Annotated in this window: 14 protein-coding genes and 1 riboswitch; of the genes, 9 read left to right on the forward strand and 5 right to left on the reverse strand. The window is 51.0% G+C overall.

All coding sequences use genetic code 11. The features are described 5' to 3' along the window. Positions 1-313: 313 nt before the first annotated feature. The 3 genes from AC4PME_RS06940 to phoB form a co-directional block, all read right to left on the reverse strand. The gene (locus AC4PME_RS06940; protein ID WP_119500125.1) at positions 314-1,276 is read right to left on the reverse strand and encodes a PstS family phosphate ABC transporter substrate-binding protein; all 963 of its coding nucleotides are present in this window, start codon (positions 1,274-1,276) and stop codon (positions 314-316) included. Beyond that, on the reverse strand, positions 1,273-2,571 hold the full coding sequence (gene phoR / locus AC4PME_RS06945) for a phosphate regulon sensor histidine kinase PhoR (protein WP_491045144.1): 1,299 nt from the start codon (positions 2,569-2,571) through the stop codon (positions 1,273-1,275). The genes AC4PME_RS06940 and phoR overlap by 4 nt, the downstream gene beginning before the upstream one ends. An 83-nt stretch (positions 2,572-2,654) precedes the next feature. Then, positions 2,655-3,344, reverse strand: coding sequence for a phosphate regulon transcriptional regulator PhoB (gene phoB, locus AC4PME_RS06950; RefSeq protein WP_119500123.1), 690 nt, complete (start codon positions 3,342-3,344; stop codon positions 2,655-2,657). A 198-nt stretch (positions 3,345-3,542) separates the two neighbouring features. Here phoB and AC4PME_RS06955 point away from each other — a divergent pair, with 198 nt between their 5' ends. Both AC4PME_RS06955 and rdgC read left to right on the forward strand, forming a co-directional pair. Beyond that, positions 3,543-5,273, forward strand: coding sequence for a sensor histidine kinase (locus AC4PME_RS06955; RefSeq protein WP_491045143.1), 1,731 nt, complete (start codon positions 3,543-3,545; stop codon positions 5,271-5,273). Between the two features lie 98 nt (positions 5,274-5,371). Beyond that, positions 5,372-6,277, forward strand: a complete 906-nt coding sequence (gene rdgC, locus AC4PME_RS06960; protein WP_119503293.1) for a recombination-associated protein RdgC — start codon at positions 5,372-5,374, stop codon at positions 6,275-6,277. A 17-nt stretch (positions 6,278-6,294) separates the two neighbouring features. Here the strand turns inward: rdgC and AC4PME_RS06965 are convergent, their stop codons facing one another. Both AC4PME_RS06965 and AC4PME_RS06970 read right to left on the reverse strand, forming a co-directional pair. Then, positions 6,295-7,479, reverse strand: coding sequence for a benzoate/H(+) symporter BenE family transporter (locus AC4PME_RS06965; RefSeq protein ID WP_491045142.1), 1,185 nt, complete (start codon positions 7,477-7,479; stop codon positions 6,295-6,297). Between the two features lie 252 nt (positions 7,480-7,731). After that, on the reverse strand, positions 7,732-8,568 hold the full coding sequence (locus AC4PME_RS06970; RefSeq protein WP_119500121.1) for an HDOD domain-containing protein: 837 nt from the start codon (positions 8,566-8,568) through the stop codon (positions 7,732-7,734). 303 nt (positions 8,569-8,871) lie between these two features. Next, a riboswitch (cobalamin riboswitch) is annotated at positions 8,872-9,013 on the forward strand. 164 nt (positions 9,014-9,177) lie between these two features. Here AC4PME_RS06970 and AC4PME_RS06975 point away from each other — a divergent pair. From AC4PME_RS06975 to AC4PME_RS07005, 7 genes are read left to right on the forward strand one after another with little or no spacing between them, the layout of a single operon-like run. After that, positions 9,178-10,011: an ABC transporter ATP-binding protein gene (locus AC4PME_RS06975; protein ID WP_491045141.1), complete on the forward strand. Its 834-nt coding sequence runs from the start codon at positions 9,178-9,180 to the stop codon at positions 10,009-10,011. Continuing rightward, on the forward strand, positions 10,001-11,011 hold the full coding sequence (locus AC4PME_RS06980) for a FecCD family ABC transporter permease (RefSeq protein ID WP_491045140.1): 1,011 nt from the start codon (positions 10,001-10,003) through the stop codon (positions 11,009-11,011). The genes AC4PME_RS06975 and AC4PME_RS06980 overlap by 11 nt, the downstream gene beginning before the upstream one ends. Before the next feature lie 16 nt (positions 11,012-11,027). Next, positions 11,028-12,101: a nicotinate-nucleotide--dimethylbenzimidazole phosphoribosyltransferase gene (gene cobT, locus AC4PME_RS06985; RefSeq protein WP_119500119.1), complete on the forward strand. Its 1,074-nt coding sequence runs from the start codon at positions 11,028-11,030 to the stop codon at positions 12,099-12,101. Beyond that, positions 12,102-12,899: an adenosylcobinamide-GDP ribazoletransferase gene (locus tag AC4PME_RS06990; RefSeq protein ID WP_119500118.1), complete on the forward strand. Its 798-nt coding sequence runs from the start codon at positions 12,102-12,104 to the stop codon at positions 12,897-12,899. It begins immediately after the preceding gene. Continuing rightward, on the forward strand, positions 12,896-13,429 hold the full coding sequence (gene cobU / locus AC4PME_RS06995; RefSeq protein WP_119500117.1) for a bifunctional adenosylcobinamide kinase/adenosylcobinamide-phosphate guanylyltransferase: 534 nt from the start codon (positions 12,896-12,898) through the stop codon (positions 13,427-13,429). Before AC4PME_RS06990 ends, cobU begins: the two co-directional genes overlap by 4 nt. Continuing rightward, on the forward strand, positions 13,426-14,052 hold the full coding sequence (gene cobC, locus AC4PME_RS07000) for an alpha-ribazole phosphatase family protein (RefSeq protein WP_119500116.1): 627 nt from the start codon (positions 13,426-13,428) through the stop codon (positions 14,050-14,052). Before cobU ends, cobC begins: the two co-directional genes overlap by 4 nt. Then, positions 14,053-15,534 carry a cobyric acid synthase gene (locus AC4PME_RS07005; protein WP_491045139.1) on the forward strand — a complete coding sequence of 494 codons (1,482 nt, stop codon included), beginning with the start codon at positions 14,053-14,055 and terminating at the stop codon, positions 15,532-15,534. Positions 15,535-15,575: the final 41 nt, after the last annotated feature.

A 15,575-nucleotide genomic window follows, 5' to 3' on the forward strand; every position in this document is an offset into this window, starting at 1 on the left:
ATCTCTCCAAGTGCAAATATAATTATGGATTTAGAAAACGCAGGCACTTTACCTAAGCTAAATGACACATTTGTTACACTTCTGCGTTGTCACAAAACTTTCACAGTGAAAAGTGAACTTTTAGTATCTAAATCAGACCTGTAGGATGATTAAAAATCTTAGTATATGATTTTGCTTAATTTATTATTTCCCGTCACAGGGGGAATTAAAGGCTGGATACGTTGTTTAGCGTTAAAAAAGCGGCAGTCCGGCGAATCTGCCGGTAACAATTAAACGAAAGTATGAAGGAAAAATGACAGCCATCATGGCGTTTTTAACGCTGAACGTTGTCCAGAAGACGGCGCTGGCGAAGTAATACATCTTCCCTGACAGGAAAATAGCCGTCACGCTGAACCTGCAGCTGCCCTTGTGTTGACAGTACATACTTCAGAAACTCCCGCTCCAGTGTGGGCAGAGGTTTACCCGGCGCTTTATTCACTACCAGGTAGAGAAAGCGGGCATAAGGATAGGTTTCGTTACGTACAGTCTCTGTGGTCAAGGGCACCAGTGAATCCACGCTTTCGCCAATTGACAGCGCCTTTACACCGGCGGTTTTGTACCCGTAGGCCGCGTACCCCATTCCATGCTGACTGGTTGCAACCGACAGTACCACGGAAGCAGAACCGGGCTGTTCATTCACTGTCGTCCTGAAATCTCCGTCACATAACGCCATGAGTTTAAACAAGCCGTAAGTACCGGAAACAGAATTTCGCCCGAACAGGCGAATGGGTGAAGGGCTGTTTGCTGAATTCCCGGTGAGTTCTGACCAGTCTGTCACCGGTGAGCCGGCGCCACAATAACGGGTAGCAGAAAAGATAGCGTCAACCTGCTCCAGTGTCAGGCCTTCAACCGGATTACGACGCTCGACGAAAATGGCAATGGCATCCATGGCCACTTTCAGCACCGTAGGCGGATAACCATGCTCACGGACAAAATCGCGGATTTCCGAAGGTTTCATTTCACGGCTCATGGGGCCGATCGTCGCCGTGCCCTCTGTCAGCGCCGGCGGCGCAGTAGAAGAACCGGAAGCCTGGATCTGAAACTTCACCTGCGGATACATTTCCATGAACTCCTGCGACCAAAGGGTCATCAGGTTGGCCAGCGTATCAGACCCTACGGAGGTAATTTTCCCTGCCACGCCCGGGCTGCGGCTATATTCCGGCACAGGCTCAGCGGCATGGGCCCGGAAGATAACAGAACAGCAAAGGAACAGAACTAAGGCCGTAAACCGGCTCATGACTTCTCCGTAATTAACTCTTCGTCCAGCAGGAAAGAAAACTGACTCCCCTCGCCTACTGTACTGGTGATATCCAGCTGCGAATTATGATGGCTGAGCACGTGTTTCACAATAGATAAGCCCAGACCGGAACCACCTGTTTTTCTGGAACGTGCCTTATCCACACGATAAAAACGCTCAGTCAGCCGCGCAAGATGATTCTGCTCAATACCGTCACCGTTATCCACCACCGCAAATAACGCGCCGTGATCATCCCGTTTCCAGTAAACATCAATTTCGCCCCCGGCCGGCGTGTAATGCAAAGCATTAAACACCAGGTTAGAACAGGCACTGCGAAGTTCTGTTTCCACCCCGAAAACCCAGAGTTCAGGGTCGATATGGAAGCGTATGGTATGACCTTTTTCTGCGTTAAGTGTCTGCGCTTCTTTTTCCAGTTGCCGGAACATGGAAGGCATATTGACTTTATTTTCGTAGATACGCTCAGAGCTGGCTTCGATGCGTGACAATACCAGCAGATCCTCAATCAGGTTTTGCATTCTGTGAGTCTGGGCGTTCATTTCTTTGAGCGCTTTGGTCACCATGGGATTGTCTTCATTATCCGGTAACAATTCCAGATAACCGGAGATCACGGTGAGCGGCGTGCGTAATTCGTGTGAAACGTTTGCCACGAAATCCTTACGCATTTCTTCTAACTGGCTAACACGGGTCACGTCACGGGCAATCAGCAACAGGTGCTCTTCCCCATAGGGCATGATCCGGTATTCGAATGTTTTACTGGGGTTTGCCGGTGCGGGTACTTCGATAGGATGGCTGAAATCGCCGGCATGAAAATATTCTATAAATTCAGGATGCCGGATAAGGTTATCAATACGTGCGCCGGCGTCGCCGGGCCATTTAAGCCCCATTTCCAGTCTTGCCAGCCGGTTGCACCAGATAATACAGGCCTTGGAATCCACCACCACTGCGGCATCAGGTAAGGCTTCCGACCCTTCACGGAAACGCTTTACCAGCTCCCCGAGTTCTTTCCTTTTATTGCGGTTTCGCCGCTGGAGATAATAAATACCTTCGTAGATATGCTCCCACACCCCGCTGACCGTGGGCGGAGACATTTTCCGGCTATGCCATAACCAGCGGTTGAGCTTAAAAAGCTGCCAGTAGTTGATTATCAGCAGCCCCAGCGCGCCCAGCGTAATGGCGAATAACATGTCATCCAGGTACAACCCCACCAGCGCGAAGACGAGCAAATAGGCCAGCAGGCGAATTGCGCTTCTCAGCCAGGAAAAAGGATAGTACATGTAATTGAAGGCCTTATTTTAATGTGAAGGCTATTGTGACAATGTCGGGCGGCGCACGCAACGTATGCCGGTGCGCCGTCAGATTACAATTTGGTAGAGAACCGGTAACCTGCACCACGTACTGTCTGAATCATCGCGTCATGTCCGTGCTTAGAAATGGCTTTCCGTAAACGACGGATGTGCACATCAACGGTACGGTCTTCAACGTAGACGTTCGTGCCCCACACGTTATCCAGCAACAATTCACGACTGTACACCCGCTCCGGATGAGTCATGAAAAAGTGGAGTAACTTAAACTCTGTAGGCCCCATATCCAACGGATCATGATTCGCCATAACACGGTGAGAAATCGGCTCCAGTTTCAGACCATTAAACTCAATAGGCTCTTCACTGGACGTCGGTGTCACACGTCGCATTACCGCTTTAATACGGGCGATAAGTTCCTTGGGAGAGAATGGCTTGGTGACGTAATCGTCGGCACCGGCATCTAACCCGCGGATTTTATCTTCTTCTTCACCCCGTGCCGTTAACATTATAACGGGAATATCACGGGTAAACTCATGTTGCTTCAATCCTTTAGCAAGCTGGACACCGGAACCGCCCGGTAACATCCAGTCAAGCAATATCAAATCCGGATATGGTTCACAGATTTTCTGTTGTGCCACATCAAAATCTTCAGCCTCAACGGTATCAAAACCTGATTGCTCAAGAACGAATTTCAGCATTTCGCGAATTGGCGCTTCGTCTTCCACTATCAAGACAGTACGGGACATTGATATTTTCCTGCTCATAACAAAACGCCGCTATTATTAAGGTGATCTGTGACAGTTTTATTAAAACGATTACATTTATGTGTCAAGGAGATTACGGTTTTTTATGCTTTTGTCGAATATCATCTCGCTTGTTAATTCAAGCTTTTACGCCTATTCTGTGTAGCAGGAATCAGGATTTCACGGTGAGGTTACGGTTGGATGGCCACAGTTAAGACAGGATTGTCGCGCAAGCTGCTCACGCGGGTACTGTCGGTGTATTTCATCCTGACACTCATCGTTACAGTGGGACAAATTTTCACTGAGTATCTGAGTACAAAAAATCACATCGAAAGTGAACTCCGTACCCTCAAAAATACCTTTGCAGAAAGCCTGACACGGGCCAACTGGGAACTGAACAAGGTTCAGGCCCGCATCATTGCAGAAGGCCTGACTAAACTCCCTACTATTGAAGGCGTTCAGGTAAGGGATGAAAACGGCGATCTGGTGGCCGATGAAGGTCAGACTATTCCGAGCAACGGCAGCCCTGTGCAAACAGGTATCATGCAGGACCACCCCGGCGGTATTTTCAGTTACAGCTTCCCGCTCATTTTTGAGTTTTCCGGCCGGGAGTCTTTCGTCGGTGATGTAACCCTCTACTCCAGCTTCGACATCATTTTAAGCCGCATCGAAGTCGGTATTTTCTTCCTTATCGGTAATGCCATTGTAAAAACCGCTTTTCTGATATTTCTGTTCATGACGGCCTTTAAACATATGCTCTCTGAGCCACTGGCAGAACTGACCGGGCAAATGACGACTTTCGATCCTGAACATCCGGAAGATTCTAAAATTCAGGTGACAGACGGCGAAGACAACGAATTACGCATGCTGCAACAGTCTTTTAATCAGGTTATCGACGACTTCGTCGACTCCCAGGAAAAGCTGAAAGGTACCCGGGAAGCTCTGCGCCAGGCGAATAAAAAACTGGATGATCAGAACCTCATCCTGGAGCAGGAAGTTGCAAAAAAAACCGCATCCTTATCGCAAATTATGCTCGATCTTGAACAACAAAAAGATGAGCTCATCGCTAATCAGCGGGAACTGCGCCAGGAAAACGAAAACCGTCAGTACATTGAAGATGAATTGCGGAAGCGGAATACTGAACTGGCAAGAAATATGGAAATGCTCAATCTGATCAAAGATCAACTGGTGGAATCTGAGCGCATGGCATCACTGGGCGGTCTGGTAGCCGGTATCGCCCATGACGTTAATACCCCCATCGGCGTGAGTGTTACCGCTGCCAGTTACCTGAATGAGCGCCTGGTATCATTACGGGCCGCCTTCGATGACAAAACGTTATCGAACAAGTCCATGAATGCTTTCATAGATGAAGCCGAACAGGCGTCCACCCTGCTACTGAGCAACCTGAACCGGGCATCTGATTTGATTGCCAGTTTTAAACAGGTCGCAGTAGATCAGACCAGTGAAGCAGAGCGCCTTTTCAATCTGAACAGCTACCTGCATGAAATTTTACAGTCGCTGAAACCTACCTTTAAGAACACCAGACATCAGGTCAATATTCAGTGTCCTGCTGATCTTGAGATCCTCTGCGCGCCCGGCGTCATTGCCCAGATTGTCACCAATATGATGATCAACTCATTGATGCACGGCTTTGAGCATATAGAAGAAGGACATATCTCGCTGGCCGTGTCCCGTGATGGCGGTCATATCGTGATGGAATATCAGGATGATGGTAAAGGAATGAGTAAAGAGGCTTTAACTCATTTATTCGACGCCTTCTACTCAACCCGACGAAACCAGGGTGGCAGTGGTCTGGGTACACATATTGTGTTTAACCTGGTTACCCAGACGCTGGACGGTTCAATTGAAGCCTTCAGCGAACCGGAAAAAGGCCTCCGCTACGTTATCCGCTTCCCTGATAAACACGCCTGATCTTTACTAAAAACCATAGCCCGGCGTTGCAGCAAATCGCTGGCATTGGTACGCTTGCCGCCCTTAATAAAAACAATCTGGATCAGGACGTATTTTCTATGTGGTTCAAAAACCTCAAAGCCTATCAGCTTACTCAACCACTTTCTCTGGACGATGATGATCTCAGCCGAATGCTGATGGATAACGCTTTCCGTCCCTGTGGTAAACAGGACACCGCCACTATGGGCTTTGCTTCGCCTTTCTCTCAGGCCGGAAAAGAAGGCGTGATGTTCCACAAAGTGCAGGAACGCTACTGGATCACGGTAAAGAAACAGGAAAAAATTCTCCCCTCTTCAGTGGTCAATGCTGAACTGGCAGACAAGGTCGCACACATTGAAGCGGAAACCGGTTCACCGGTGGGCAAAAAACAACAGCAGGATCTGAAGCAGGAAATCATTTTCCAACTGCTGCCACAGGCATTCGTGCGTAACACGTACACCCATGGCTTCATTTCTATTCCTGAAAAAATGGTCGTAATAGACGCGTCTGCAGACGGTAAAGCTGAAGCCTGGCTCGCTCTGGTCCGTAAAGCCATTTCGTCACTGCCTGTCGTACCACTGGCCCGCCGCAGCCTGCAATCAGAGCTGACCCACTGGCTGACAGATGGCGCGCCGGAAGGTATTGAACTGCTTGAAGAAGCAGAGCTGAAGTCGACAGACGATCTGGAAAGTGTGATCCGTTGTAAAAACCAGCCTCTGGACAGCGAAGAAATCACTATGCACCTGGACAACGGCAAGCTGGTTCAGAAAGTCGGCTTCGCCTGGCAGGAAGTACTCACAGCGACCATCGCGGAAGACGGTTCATTTAAGCGGGTGAAATTTACTGACCGTTTAAAAGAAGAATCTGAAGATATTCCTAAAGATCAGGTTGAAGCCCGTATGGATGCAGAGTTTGCACTGATGTCAGCCGAACTGTGTCAGTTCCTCGATTTCATGCGTACCACGTTGAAGCTTAACGACGAATAACGTTAAGCTTACCCGGCTCAGGCCCGCTTTGATTTAACGCGGGCCTGCAGTTTATCCAGCCCCAGCACGCATAAACCAGCCAGTAATCCCCATACCGGTGCCCCAAGCTGAGCCACAGTGATGCCGGATGCACAACAAAGAAAAGTCAACAAAGCCGCTTTACGGTGAGCCTGATCATCCAGCGCCTTGATCAATGATGCCTGTAATGTGCTGAATAAAGCCAGTCCGGCAAGCAGATGCACAACCACCAGCGGCATCTGGCTGAACAAATACACCACCAGCGAAGCCAGTACACCAAAGAGTATATAACCTGCACCGGCCATGATTCCGGCCTTATAACGTTGCTGGCGGTCTGTTCCCGCGTTCTCCCCCATACAAATCGCCGCAGTAATGGCTGCCAGATTCAGTGCAAAACCCCCGAAAGGTGCAGTGATCAGATTGACCACATACACCCCTGACAGAACCTGTCTCACATCCGGATGGTAGTCATAACTTTTTAAGATAGCGATGCCAGGTAAATTCTGCGATAACAGCGTGATAAGAAATAACGGCACTGCCAGACTCACAGTCGCTGACAGGGTAAATACCGGGGCGACCCAAACAGGCACCGGCCAGGCCCACTCAAACGCCATTGCGGGCTCACCGGCCACCCACATACCAGCAACCAGTGCCACGGCGAGCAATATCAGCATGCTGTAGCGGGTAAACCATACCGTACTCAGCAAATACACACTGATAAAGATAACCACCAGAAGCGGATGCTCCGGCGCGTCAGAAAATATGCCCAGACATACCGGCAGTAGAATGCCCGCCAGCATGGCCGAAGACACCGCAGACGGGATGCGCTCAATTTGCGTAGTAATAAAGCGGCTCCGGGCGGCGATAAGTGCCAGCAATGCCGCGATGACAAAAGCCCCGATGACTTCTGCCAGCGAAAATCCGCCTGCAGCACCAATGAGAAAAGCAGCGCCCGGCGTGGACCATGCCGTAACCACCGGCACCTTATAAAACCAGGAAAAGCCGATACAGGTAATGCCCATACCCAGTCCAAGCATCAGCAACCAACTGACAATCATGCCCGCATCTGCTCCGGAAGCCTGAGCAGCCTTTATTACCAGCACCACTGCACTGCTGTACCCCACAATAACAGCGGTGAGTCCGGCAGTTATATGGCTCAGCTTTGGAAGTGATGATGTGGACACGATATTCTCCGTCAAGTTGAAACGTGCGCTATAACGCACATTAAAGGCAACAGAGTTTATCACTGTGCGCTATAGCGCACAAACGAATTCATCGTTCACCCGAAAACGTCTCTGTCCGGGATAAAAGGAATACCTGTAAACGAAAGAACAGGAATATGAACAGAAAAAGTCAGAAAGGACGTGGATGTTGTCGGGGATGAGCGGAAGATTCAGACCGGCAACAGCGCTGCCGGTCGGGTATTGCGGTTAAGCTCAGGCGAAGACTTGCTTGGCGTTAACACACATTTCTTTATATTCGTCAGTGGTCAGTTCTTTAATGTCTTCAATTACGCCACGCTGAATTGCCAGATTCAGAACGGCATCTTTCTGACCTTCCATTTTACCCGCCAGCGCTGCACCGACACGGACAAAATCCAGATAAGACAGCTTCTCCGGTATGACTGACAGATCCCGCCATTGCTCGGCTACCACGGTGAAATCATCACTGAAATCCCAGGCTCGCATGATGCTGCCGCCAATCCGGCCGGACAACTTATCAATGGCAACATTCAGGAAGGTCGGGTTCGCAAACACCTCTTCGTGGCGTTCAGCTTCTGTGAGAATAGGTAGTACGCCAATGTTGTGAACCAGTGCAGCGAGGGTCATGGTGTCCAGGCTCAGCTCACGGTTCTTTGTGCGGTTGATGTAAAGCTGCAGCGTCGCCATAGAATAGGCCACTACATTAACCGTTGAAGCCCATTCTTTTTTCAGGTGTTTGGCAACCACGTCATTCTTAGACACGAACAACTGTTCCATTGCCAGCGCAGTGGAAATGTTCTTTATCTGGCGCAGGCCGATACGGGTTACCGCCTGACCGATGGATGTGACTTTAACTGTACGACCCAGGTATGCACTGTTGGCAATTTTGATCATCCGCATACTTAAAGAAGGATCTTTGCCGATAACGTCTCCCATGGCATTCAGATTCACGTTCGGATCATCTGCTGCCTTACGGACTTTCAGCGCAATGGCCGGTAAAGTGGGCAGTACCAGTGTATCGTTATTAATCTTTTCAACAAGAATCGTGAGAAGCGCGTTTTGTGTTGACATATACCTACCTTTTTAGTGTCTGTAAGCCACTTGCCTGAAAGCATAGAGTAGCCGAGAGGTATGTGGAAATCCGGCAATCCTTCGCAGTGGAACGACCAGGCCATCATTAAAGCGTGTTAATGAAAATATATCAGCAGAATAAGTAATCTGCATCCTGCAAATGCGATTTTATTGAAACAGGTCATATACAGGCGTTTCTTCTGTCATACGTTTTCTCTCCTAAAGTATTGTGGCATGAACAGGCAGGTAAATCGTTGATATATGTATCAGCGAACTCGTCAGCCAGCAGAAAACTTGCTAGACTCCGGCACACATTCCGGAGGTGCTGTACTCATCAGATAATGAGCAGCCTGATTGGGAATCCGGTGAAAATCCGGAACTGTACCCGCAACTGTAATGCTGCCTGTCAGCAAAGTCAGATACCAAACTCCGGCCTTGCGCCTTTTGACAGACATCAAGGTGCAAATATAACCATTTAAATACTTAACTCGTGCGGGAAAACACGAAGACAGTGACACTGTCTCTGCCACATCTTCTGGCAGGAGACCTTGCCTGTACCGGTTCTGACCGGTGTTTTCTCCTGCGCCCGGATTGACGCGGCAGAACACCATGACCACAACCACGGCTTTAAAAACTGAAGCCATCCGGTTACAAGCCGGTGACAAAGTCATTCTTGATGATATGACCTTATCCTTTTGCGGTGGTCAGTTTCACGGTGTTCTGGGCCCTAACGGGGCGGGTAAAACCAGTTTACTGAAAATCCTCACCGGCCAGCGGCAAAGTGAAGGCAAGGTAATATGGCAGGGCCAGCACCTTAATACCCTTTCTCCTCAGGCACTCGCCAGACAAATCGCCGTGGTCAATCAGGTAAACGATACGGTATTTGCCCTCACCAGTCGTCAGGTGGTTACCATGGGCTTGCTTCCCCATAAAAACCTGCTGTCCCGTTACACCAAAGCAGACATGCAGGTGGTGGACTGCGCGCTGAATGATGTGGGCCTGAGCGACAAACGGGACCAGTTTTTCAGTGAGTTGTCCGGGGGTGAACAACAACGGTGCCTTATCGCCAGAGCTCTTGTACAGGGCGCATCACTACTGGTGCTGGATGAACCGGTTAATCATCTTGACGTGTATTACCAGCACCAGGTTCTGCATTTGCTGCACAGCCTTTGTCAGCAACACGGGAAAACCGTGATTGTCAGTTTGCATGATTTAAATCTGGCTGCCGCCTACTGCGATCACGTTGTTTTACTCAACAACGGTAAAGCCATTGCCACCGGCACACCGGAACAGGTCCTGGAAGCAGAAAGGCTGAGTGCCACATTCAGGATCCCCTGTACCGTCCATAAAGGCCATTCACCCGGCTCTGCCCGTGTAGAGTTCATGCCACAAAATACTGAGCATCAATGGCAACAGCATTCAGGACAATCCCATGAAGTTTAAATGGTTCCTGCTGGTATTACTGGCACTTTCAGCCCCTGTTCTGTCACTGTTTTTTGGTGCAGCATCATTATCCGCAGATACGATTTTTCAGTGCGTATTTGCAAAATGTGCCGATCCGGTTGATCAAGCCATTTTTATGGAAATTCGTGCTCCCCGCGTACTCACCGGCTTTCTTGTGGGTGCAGGTTTGTCTGTAGCCGGCGCAACACTGCAGAATGTCACACGGAACGGCCTGGCCGATCCTTATCTTTTCGGCGTTGTTGCAGGCGCAGGACTTGGCGCAGCCGTTGCCGCCCTGCTGTTTAACAGCCCTGCCGGCAGCGAAGCCGGTTTTCCGGCACAAATGTACAGCATCGCCCTGCCCGCATCTGCGTTAGCCGGAGCGGTATTGGCTGTGCTGCTGGTGCAGGTGTTGTCACACACTACTTTCGGCAGACGCATAGAACACATGTTACTGGCTGGTGTTGCCGTGTCTTTCATGCTCAGTGCACTCAGCCAGTTTTTATTGTTTGTCGGTGACCCTTTCGCTGCCAACCAGGTGGTGTTCTGGCTCATGGGATCGCTGGCGCGGGTGGAAGGCTGGTATGCCTGGGCCATGCTGTTGATTGTGGCAGTAAGTACCGGCGTGTTGTACCTCTACGGACCGCAGATTGATGCGTTACTGCTGGGCGATGAAAGTGCCCGTACGCTGGGCGTAAACGTCACCAGGATGCGCGTTTTATGTTTACTCCTTTGCGCCGCTCTGACAGCGGCCATTGTTTCCTACTGCGGTGGCATTGGTTTTGTGGGACTGATGATCCCGCATATTGTCAGGCACTGGCTGGGCGTCACCAGCCGCATCCTGTTTATTGGTTGCGCGCTGCTCGGCGGATTTTTCATGGTGTGGGTAGATGTATTCGCCCGCACTGCCTTTACCGGAAGGGAAATTCCCATCGGTATTATCACGTCGGCCATCGGCAGTGTTTTCTTTCTGCTGGTCATGCGACAGCGTCAGACCTGAGGACAAGTCATAATTTATGTCGATATTTGAAAGTACATTCTGGTCAGTCCCGCCATTAAACCGCGAACCGGAACCGCTGATCCGCGGGCATATAGATGGCAAAACCAAGCCACCGGGAGCACTGGGCCAACTTGAGTCACTGGCGTTGCAACTGGCGCTGATGCAATGGCAGGGAACGATCCAACCTGTCTACATTACTCAACCGGCCATGCTGGTGTTCGCTGCCGACCACGGTATTGCTGCCCATAATATCAGTATTGCCCCGCAGACTGTGACTCAGCAGATGGTGCTGAATTTCCTCAATGGCGGCGCAGCCATCAATGCCTTTTGTGCCACCAACGGGCTGGCTCTGAAAGTCATAGATTGCGGGATGATTAAAGCCCTCCCGGTATCCCATGAAGATTACATCGTTAAACGGGTTGCTTCCGGTAGTCATGACATCTCCCGTCAACCCGCCATGTCTGACATGGAGGCCGAACTGGCCATCCTGCATGGTGCTGACGTGGCTAAATGCATTACCGGTAAAGGCTGCAATGTGGTGGGCTTTGGCGAAATGGGCATTGGCAACACCAGTGTGGCAGCCGCTCTGATCAGCGCACTCACCGGCGAACCGGTTAGAAATCTGACCGGCAAAGGCACCGGCATTAACGACTCTCAGTTAACAGTGAAACAAAACTTGCTGGAACAGGCAATGGCCAGAACTGAAACTGCCTGCGGGAATTTACCCGTCAGTCCTGAACAGGCACTGGTTCACACCGGCGGCTTTGAAATCGGGCAGATAGCAGGCGCAATGCTGGCAACCGCACAGGCGGGCAAGCTCATTCTGGTCGACGGATTTATTGTCTCGGCTGCGGCGCTGCTGGCGACAAAAATTGCCCCCGAAGTGCGGGATTATATGGTGTTTTGTCACTGCTCAGCGGAACGGGGGCACAAGTTTGTGCTGGAGCAACTGAATGCCACGCCCTTGCTGGATTTAGGCCTGAGGCTGGGCGAAGGCACCGGCGCGGCGTTGTCGTTACCGCTGTTAAAAGCTGCTGCGTCCTTCTATAACGACATGGCCTCTTTTGAAAGTGCGAAAGTGGTGCTGTAAATGAGTCATCGCATTTCCGGGTTTAACCGGCATACTGCCAGTTTTCTGCTGGCGTTAAGTTTTTTCACCCGTATCCCTGTGGGCAAATATGTAGCCTACAGCGACGAAGCCATGCACGATGCCGGTAAATACTTTGCGCTTACCGGCTGGCTAGTCGCCCTTATTCTCTATGCTTTTTACAGTGTGCTGTCGTTAGTCTTCGCCCCTGAAATCAGTGTTTTTCTGATGATTGCACTCAGCCTTATGCTCACCGGCGCCTTCCATGAGGATGGTCTTGCCGATACGGCCGATGCATTCGGCGGCGGCCGGGACAGAGCACACAAACTGACAATCATGAAAGACAGCCTGCTGGGTACTTACGGTGTTTGCGCACTCACCGGCGCACTGGTGGGCAAATGGTTACTGCTGTCGGTACTGGCTGCACAGGATGCGCTGCTCCCGGCATTACTGACCGCCGTTCCGCTTTCAAGGGCATTCGCGTTAAGCCATGTGCAGCATCTTCCCTATGCCACCGGCGATCTCAGCGGTAAAGCCAGCAAGAGCATGCCGTTTGCAGTGCCTTACAATACAGCTTCAATGGCATTTCTGTTTATTACCGGCGGTCTGATGTTGCTGTTTATTCCGTTAGCGCACAGTCTGCTGCTGCTTGCAGCCTGCCTGTTGATGCGCAGCGTGCTGAAAAATCGTATGCAAAAACACATTCAGGGGTTTACCGGTGATACCCTCGGCGCAGCCCAACAATGCCAGGAGTTGCTGATTTATCTGTTCTTCGCAGCCGTAGCCGGAGGTACCCTGTGATCCATTTTATTACCGGCGGCGCCCGTTCCGGCAAATCCCGCTACGCACAGACTCTTACAGAACAAGCCGCTGCACAAAGTGTGCAACAAGTTCACTACATCGCTACAGCGACGCCCCTGGATGAGGAGATGCAGTTACGTATTGCACGCCACCGCCAGGACCGTCCAGCACACTGGCAAACTGTTGAAGCGCCGCTGTTACTGGCAGAGGCGCTGGCTGCACTGCCTGCAGACGATATCGTGCTTACCGACTGCCTGACACTGTGGCTCAATAATCAGTTGTATCATTATCCGGATCAGGATTTTACGGCACTGTTCAGCGCACTTACAGATGTACTCAGTACCCGTACCGGCCCTACCTTCGTGGTGGCGAATGAAGTGGGTCTTGGCGTCATTCCTGCTGATGCTGTCAGCCGCAGATTTGTCGATCTTGCCGGCTGGCTGAATCAGGCGGTGGCTTTAGCGGCTGACAACGTGACTTTTGTGGCTGCCGGTCTGCCCCTGTCACTGAAAAAAGGAACCGGACAGTGATCACCACAATCGACTTAATCAGACACGGCGAAGTAGCAGGGAAACCGGCACTTTACGGCGAAACCGATGTGCCTCTCAGTGACAACGGTTTACAGCAGATGATGTCTCAAGTGCCTCATGTCAGCGGCGCAGAGCGGCTCATTTCCTCTCCTTTGCAGCGCTGCCGCAAAGGTGCAGTGGCATTAAGTGAAGCCCTGACAGCTCCACTGTCTTTGCTGTCCGGCATCGCAGAATGCCGGTTTGGTGATGTGGACGGCCTGCCCTTTGATGACGCAGGAGATAAGTGGCCGGCGATGGAAGCATTCTGGCAACAACCGGTTGCCTGTCCGCTGCCGGGAGGAGAACCCCTTGCAGAATTCCATCAACGTGTGATGGACGCCTGGCATACCCTGCTGCACGATGTAAAAGGGCAACATTGTCTGGTTGTCACCCATGGCGGTGTGATTCGCCAGATCATCGCCCGGTTACTGAATATCGACTGGCAACAGGCCAGCGTATATCAACACCTGACTATCGGCTACGGTAGTCTGACCCGGATAACTATTGGCGATTATGCTGATGCCCTGCCTGCCATTCAGTTCATTGGCGTACCGCCACCGGCTGTAAACGGAGCAGACAGATAAATGGGATATAAAAGTCATACCACGTTAATGGTTCAGGGCACATCTTCCGATGCCGGAAAAAGTATGCTGGTTGCCGCCCTGTGCCGGTGTCTGAAGAACAGACAATACACCGTAGCCCCTTTCAAGCCGCAAAACATGGCCTTAAACAGTGTGGTAACAGCAGAAGGTGGTGAAATTGGCCGTGCGCAGGCAGTGCAGGCACAGGCAGCGGGCATTGCACCGCACACGGATATGAACCCTATTCTGCTGAAGCCATCTTCCGACACAGGCGCACAGGTAATTGTGCATGGTAAAGCCATTGGCAACATGCAGGCTGCGCCCTACCACCAGTACAAAACCATCGCCATGGAAGCCGTCATGGCATCGCACCGCAGACTCACCGCTAAGTATGAACGGGTAATTGTTGAAGGTGCAGGCAGTCCGGCAGAGATTAATCTGCGCGACCGTGACATTGCGAATATGGGCTTTGCCGAAGCTGCGGACTGTCCGGTTATTCTGGTTGCTGATATTGACCGGGGTGGTGTGTTTGCCCAACTGGTGGGCACTCTTGCGCTGCTCTCTGGCAGTGAGCGTGAAAGAATATGCGGCATGGTGATCAACAAATTCCGCGGCGATATCAGTCTGCTGGAATCAGGACTGACATGGCTTGAGAAGAAGACCGGGAAACCGGTTTTAGGGGTACTGCCTTACCTGCACAACCTGCAACTGGCCGCTGAAGATGCCATTCAGGCCTCTCAGTATACAAACCCTGAACAGGCGGTTCTGAACGTGGTTGTGCCGGTTTTCAGCCGCATCAGCAACCATACAGATTTCGATATGTTGCGCACCCATCCGCAAATCAACCTGCAGTTTGTGCCGCAACACAGTCCCTTGCCCCCCGCTGATCTCATCATTTTACCGGGCAGCAAAAATGTTCGCGGCGACCTGGCATTATTACACCAGTGCGGCTGGCACCACGATATTAACCGGCATCTGCGCTACGGGGGAAAAGTACTGGGAATTTGCGGCGGCTATCAAATGCTGGGCACAGACATTCACGACCCGGACGGAATAGAAGATAAAGCCGGCAGCAGTCAGGGACTGGGATATCTGCCCGTCTCCACCCGTCTCGAAAAAGAAAAGCAACTGACCCGTGACGAAGGACAACTCTGTTTGCATCAGGCAGACAGTATTCCTGTCAGCGGCTATCAAATCCATGCAGGAAGAAGCACCGTTTCCCCGGGGCAGTCGCCCTTTGCCATACTAAAAAATGGCGGACAAGATGGCTGTATCAGCAACGATAATCAGGTAGCAGGTACTTACTTACACGGCATTTTTGATTCGCCGGAAGCGTTGCAGCACATTATTGACTGGGCAGGATTAAAAACAGATTTAGCCGTGCCTTACGAGGTTCAACAGGAGCGGGAAATCGCGCGGCTTGCCAGCATGTGTGACGAGTATCTGGACTGGACGAAACTTAACGCAATCCTGAATTTAACGTAATCCATTGTCAGCCGGTAACCACGTATAGTGCGTGGCGATCA

It is taken from the genome of Alteromonas sp., assembly GCF_984505615.1.

Bases quoted from the DNA above. Each gene is read 5' to 3' on its own strand.
- AC4PME_RS06940 (WP_119500125.1), bottom strand. From the start codon at position 1,276: ATGAGCCGGTTTACGGCCTTAGTTCTGTTCCTTTGCTGTTCTGTTATC.
- phoR (WP_491045144.1), bottom strand. From the start codon at position 2,571: ATGTACTATCCTTTTTCCTGGCTGAGAAGCGCAATTCGCCTGCTGGCC.
- phoB (WP_119500123.1), bottom strand. From the start codon at position 3,344: ATGTCCCGTACTGTCTTGATAGTGGAAGACGAAGCGCCAATTCGCGAA.
- AC4PME_RS06955 (WP_491045143.1), top strand. From the start codon at position 3,543: ATGGCCACAGTTAAGACAGGATTGTCGCGCAAGCTGCTCACGCGGGTA.
- rdgC (WP_119503293.1), top strand. From the start codon at position 5,372: ATGTGGTTCAAAAACCTCAAAGCCTATCAGCTTACTCAACCACTTTCT.
- AC4PME_RS06970 (WP_119500121.1), bottom strand. From the start codon at position 8,568: ATGTCAACACAAAACGCGCTTCTCACGATTCTTGTTGAAAAGATTAAT.
- AC4PME_RS06975 (WP_491045141.1), top strand. From the start codon at position 9,178: ATGACCACAACCACGGCTTTAAAAACTGAAGCCATCCGGTTACAAGCC.
- AC4PME_RS06980 (WP_491045140.1), top strand. From the start codon at position 10,001: ATGAAGTTTAAATGGTTCCTGCTGGTATTACTGGCACTTTCAGCCCCT.
- cobT (WP_119500119.1), top strand. From the start codon at position 11,028: ATGTCGATATTTGAAAGTACATTCTGGTCAGTCCCGCCATTAAACCGC.
- AC4PME_RS06990 (WP_119500118.1), top strand. From the start codon at position 12,102: ATGAGTCATCGCATTTCCGGGTTTAACCGGCATACTGCCAGTTTTCTG.
- AC4PME_RS07005 (WP_491045139.1), top strand. From the start codon at position 14,053: ATGGGATATAAAAGTCATACCACGTTAATGGTTCAGGGCACATCTTCC.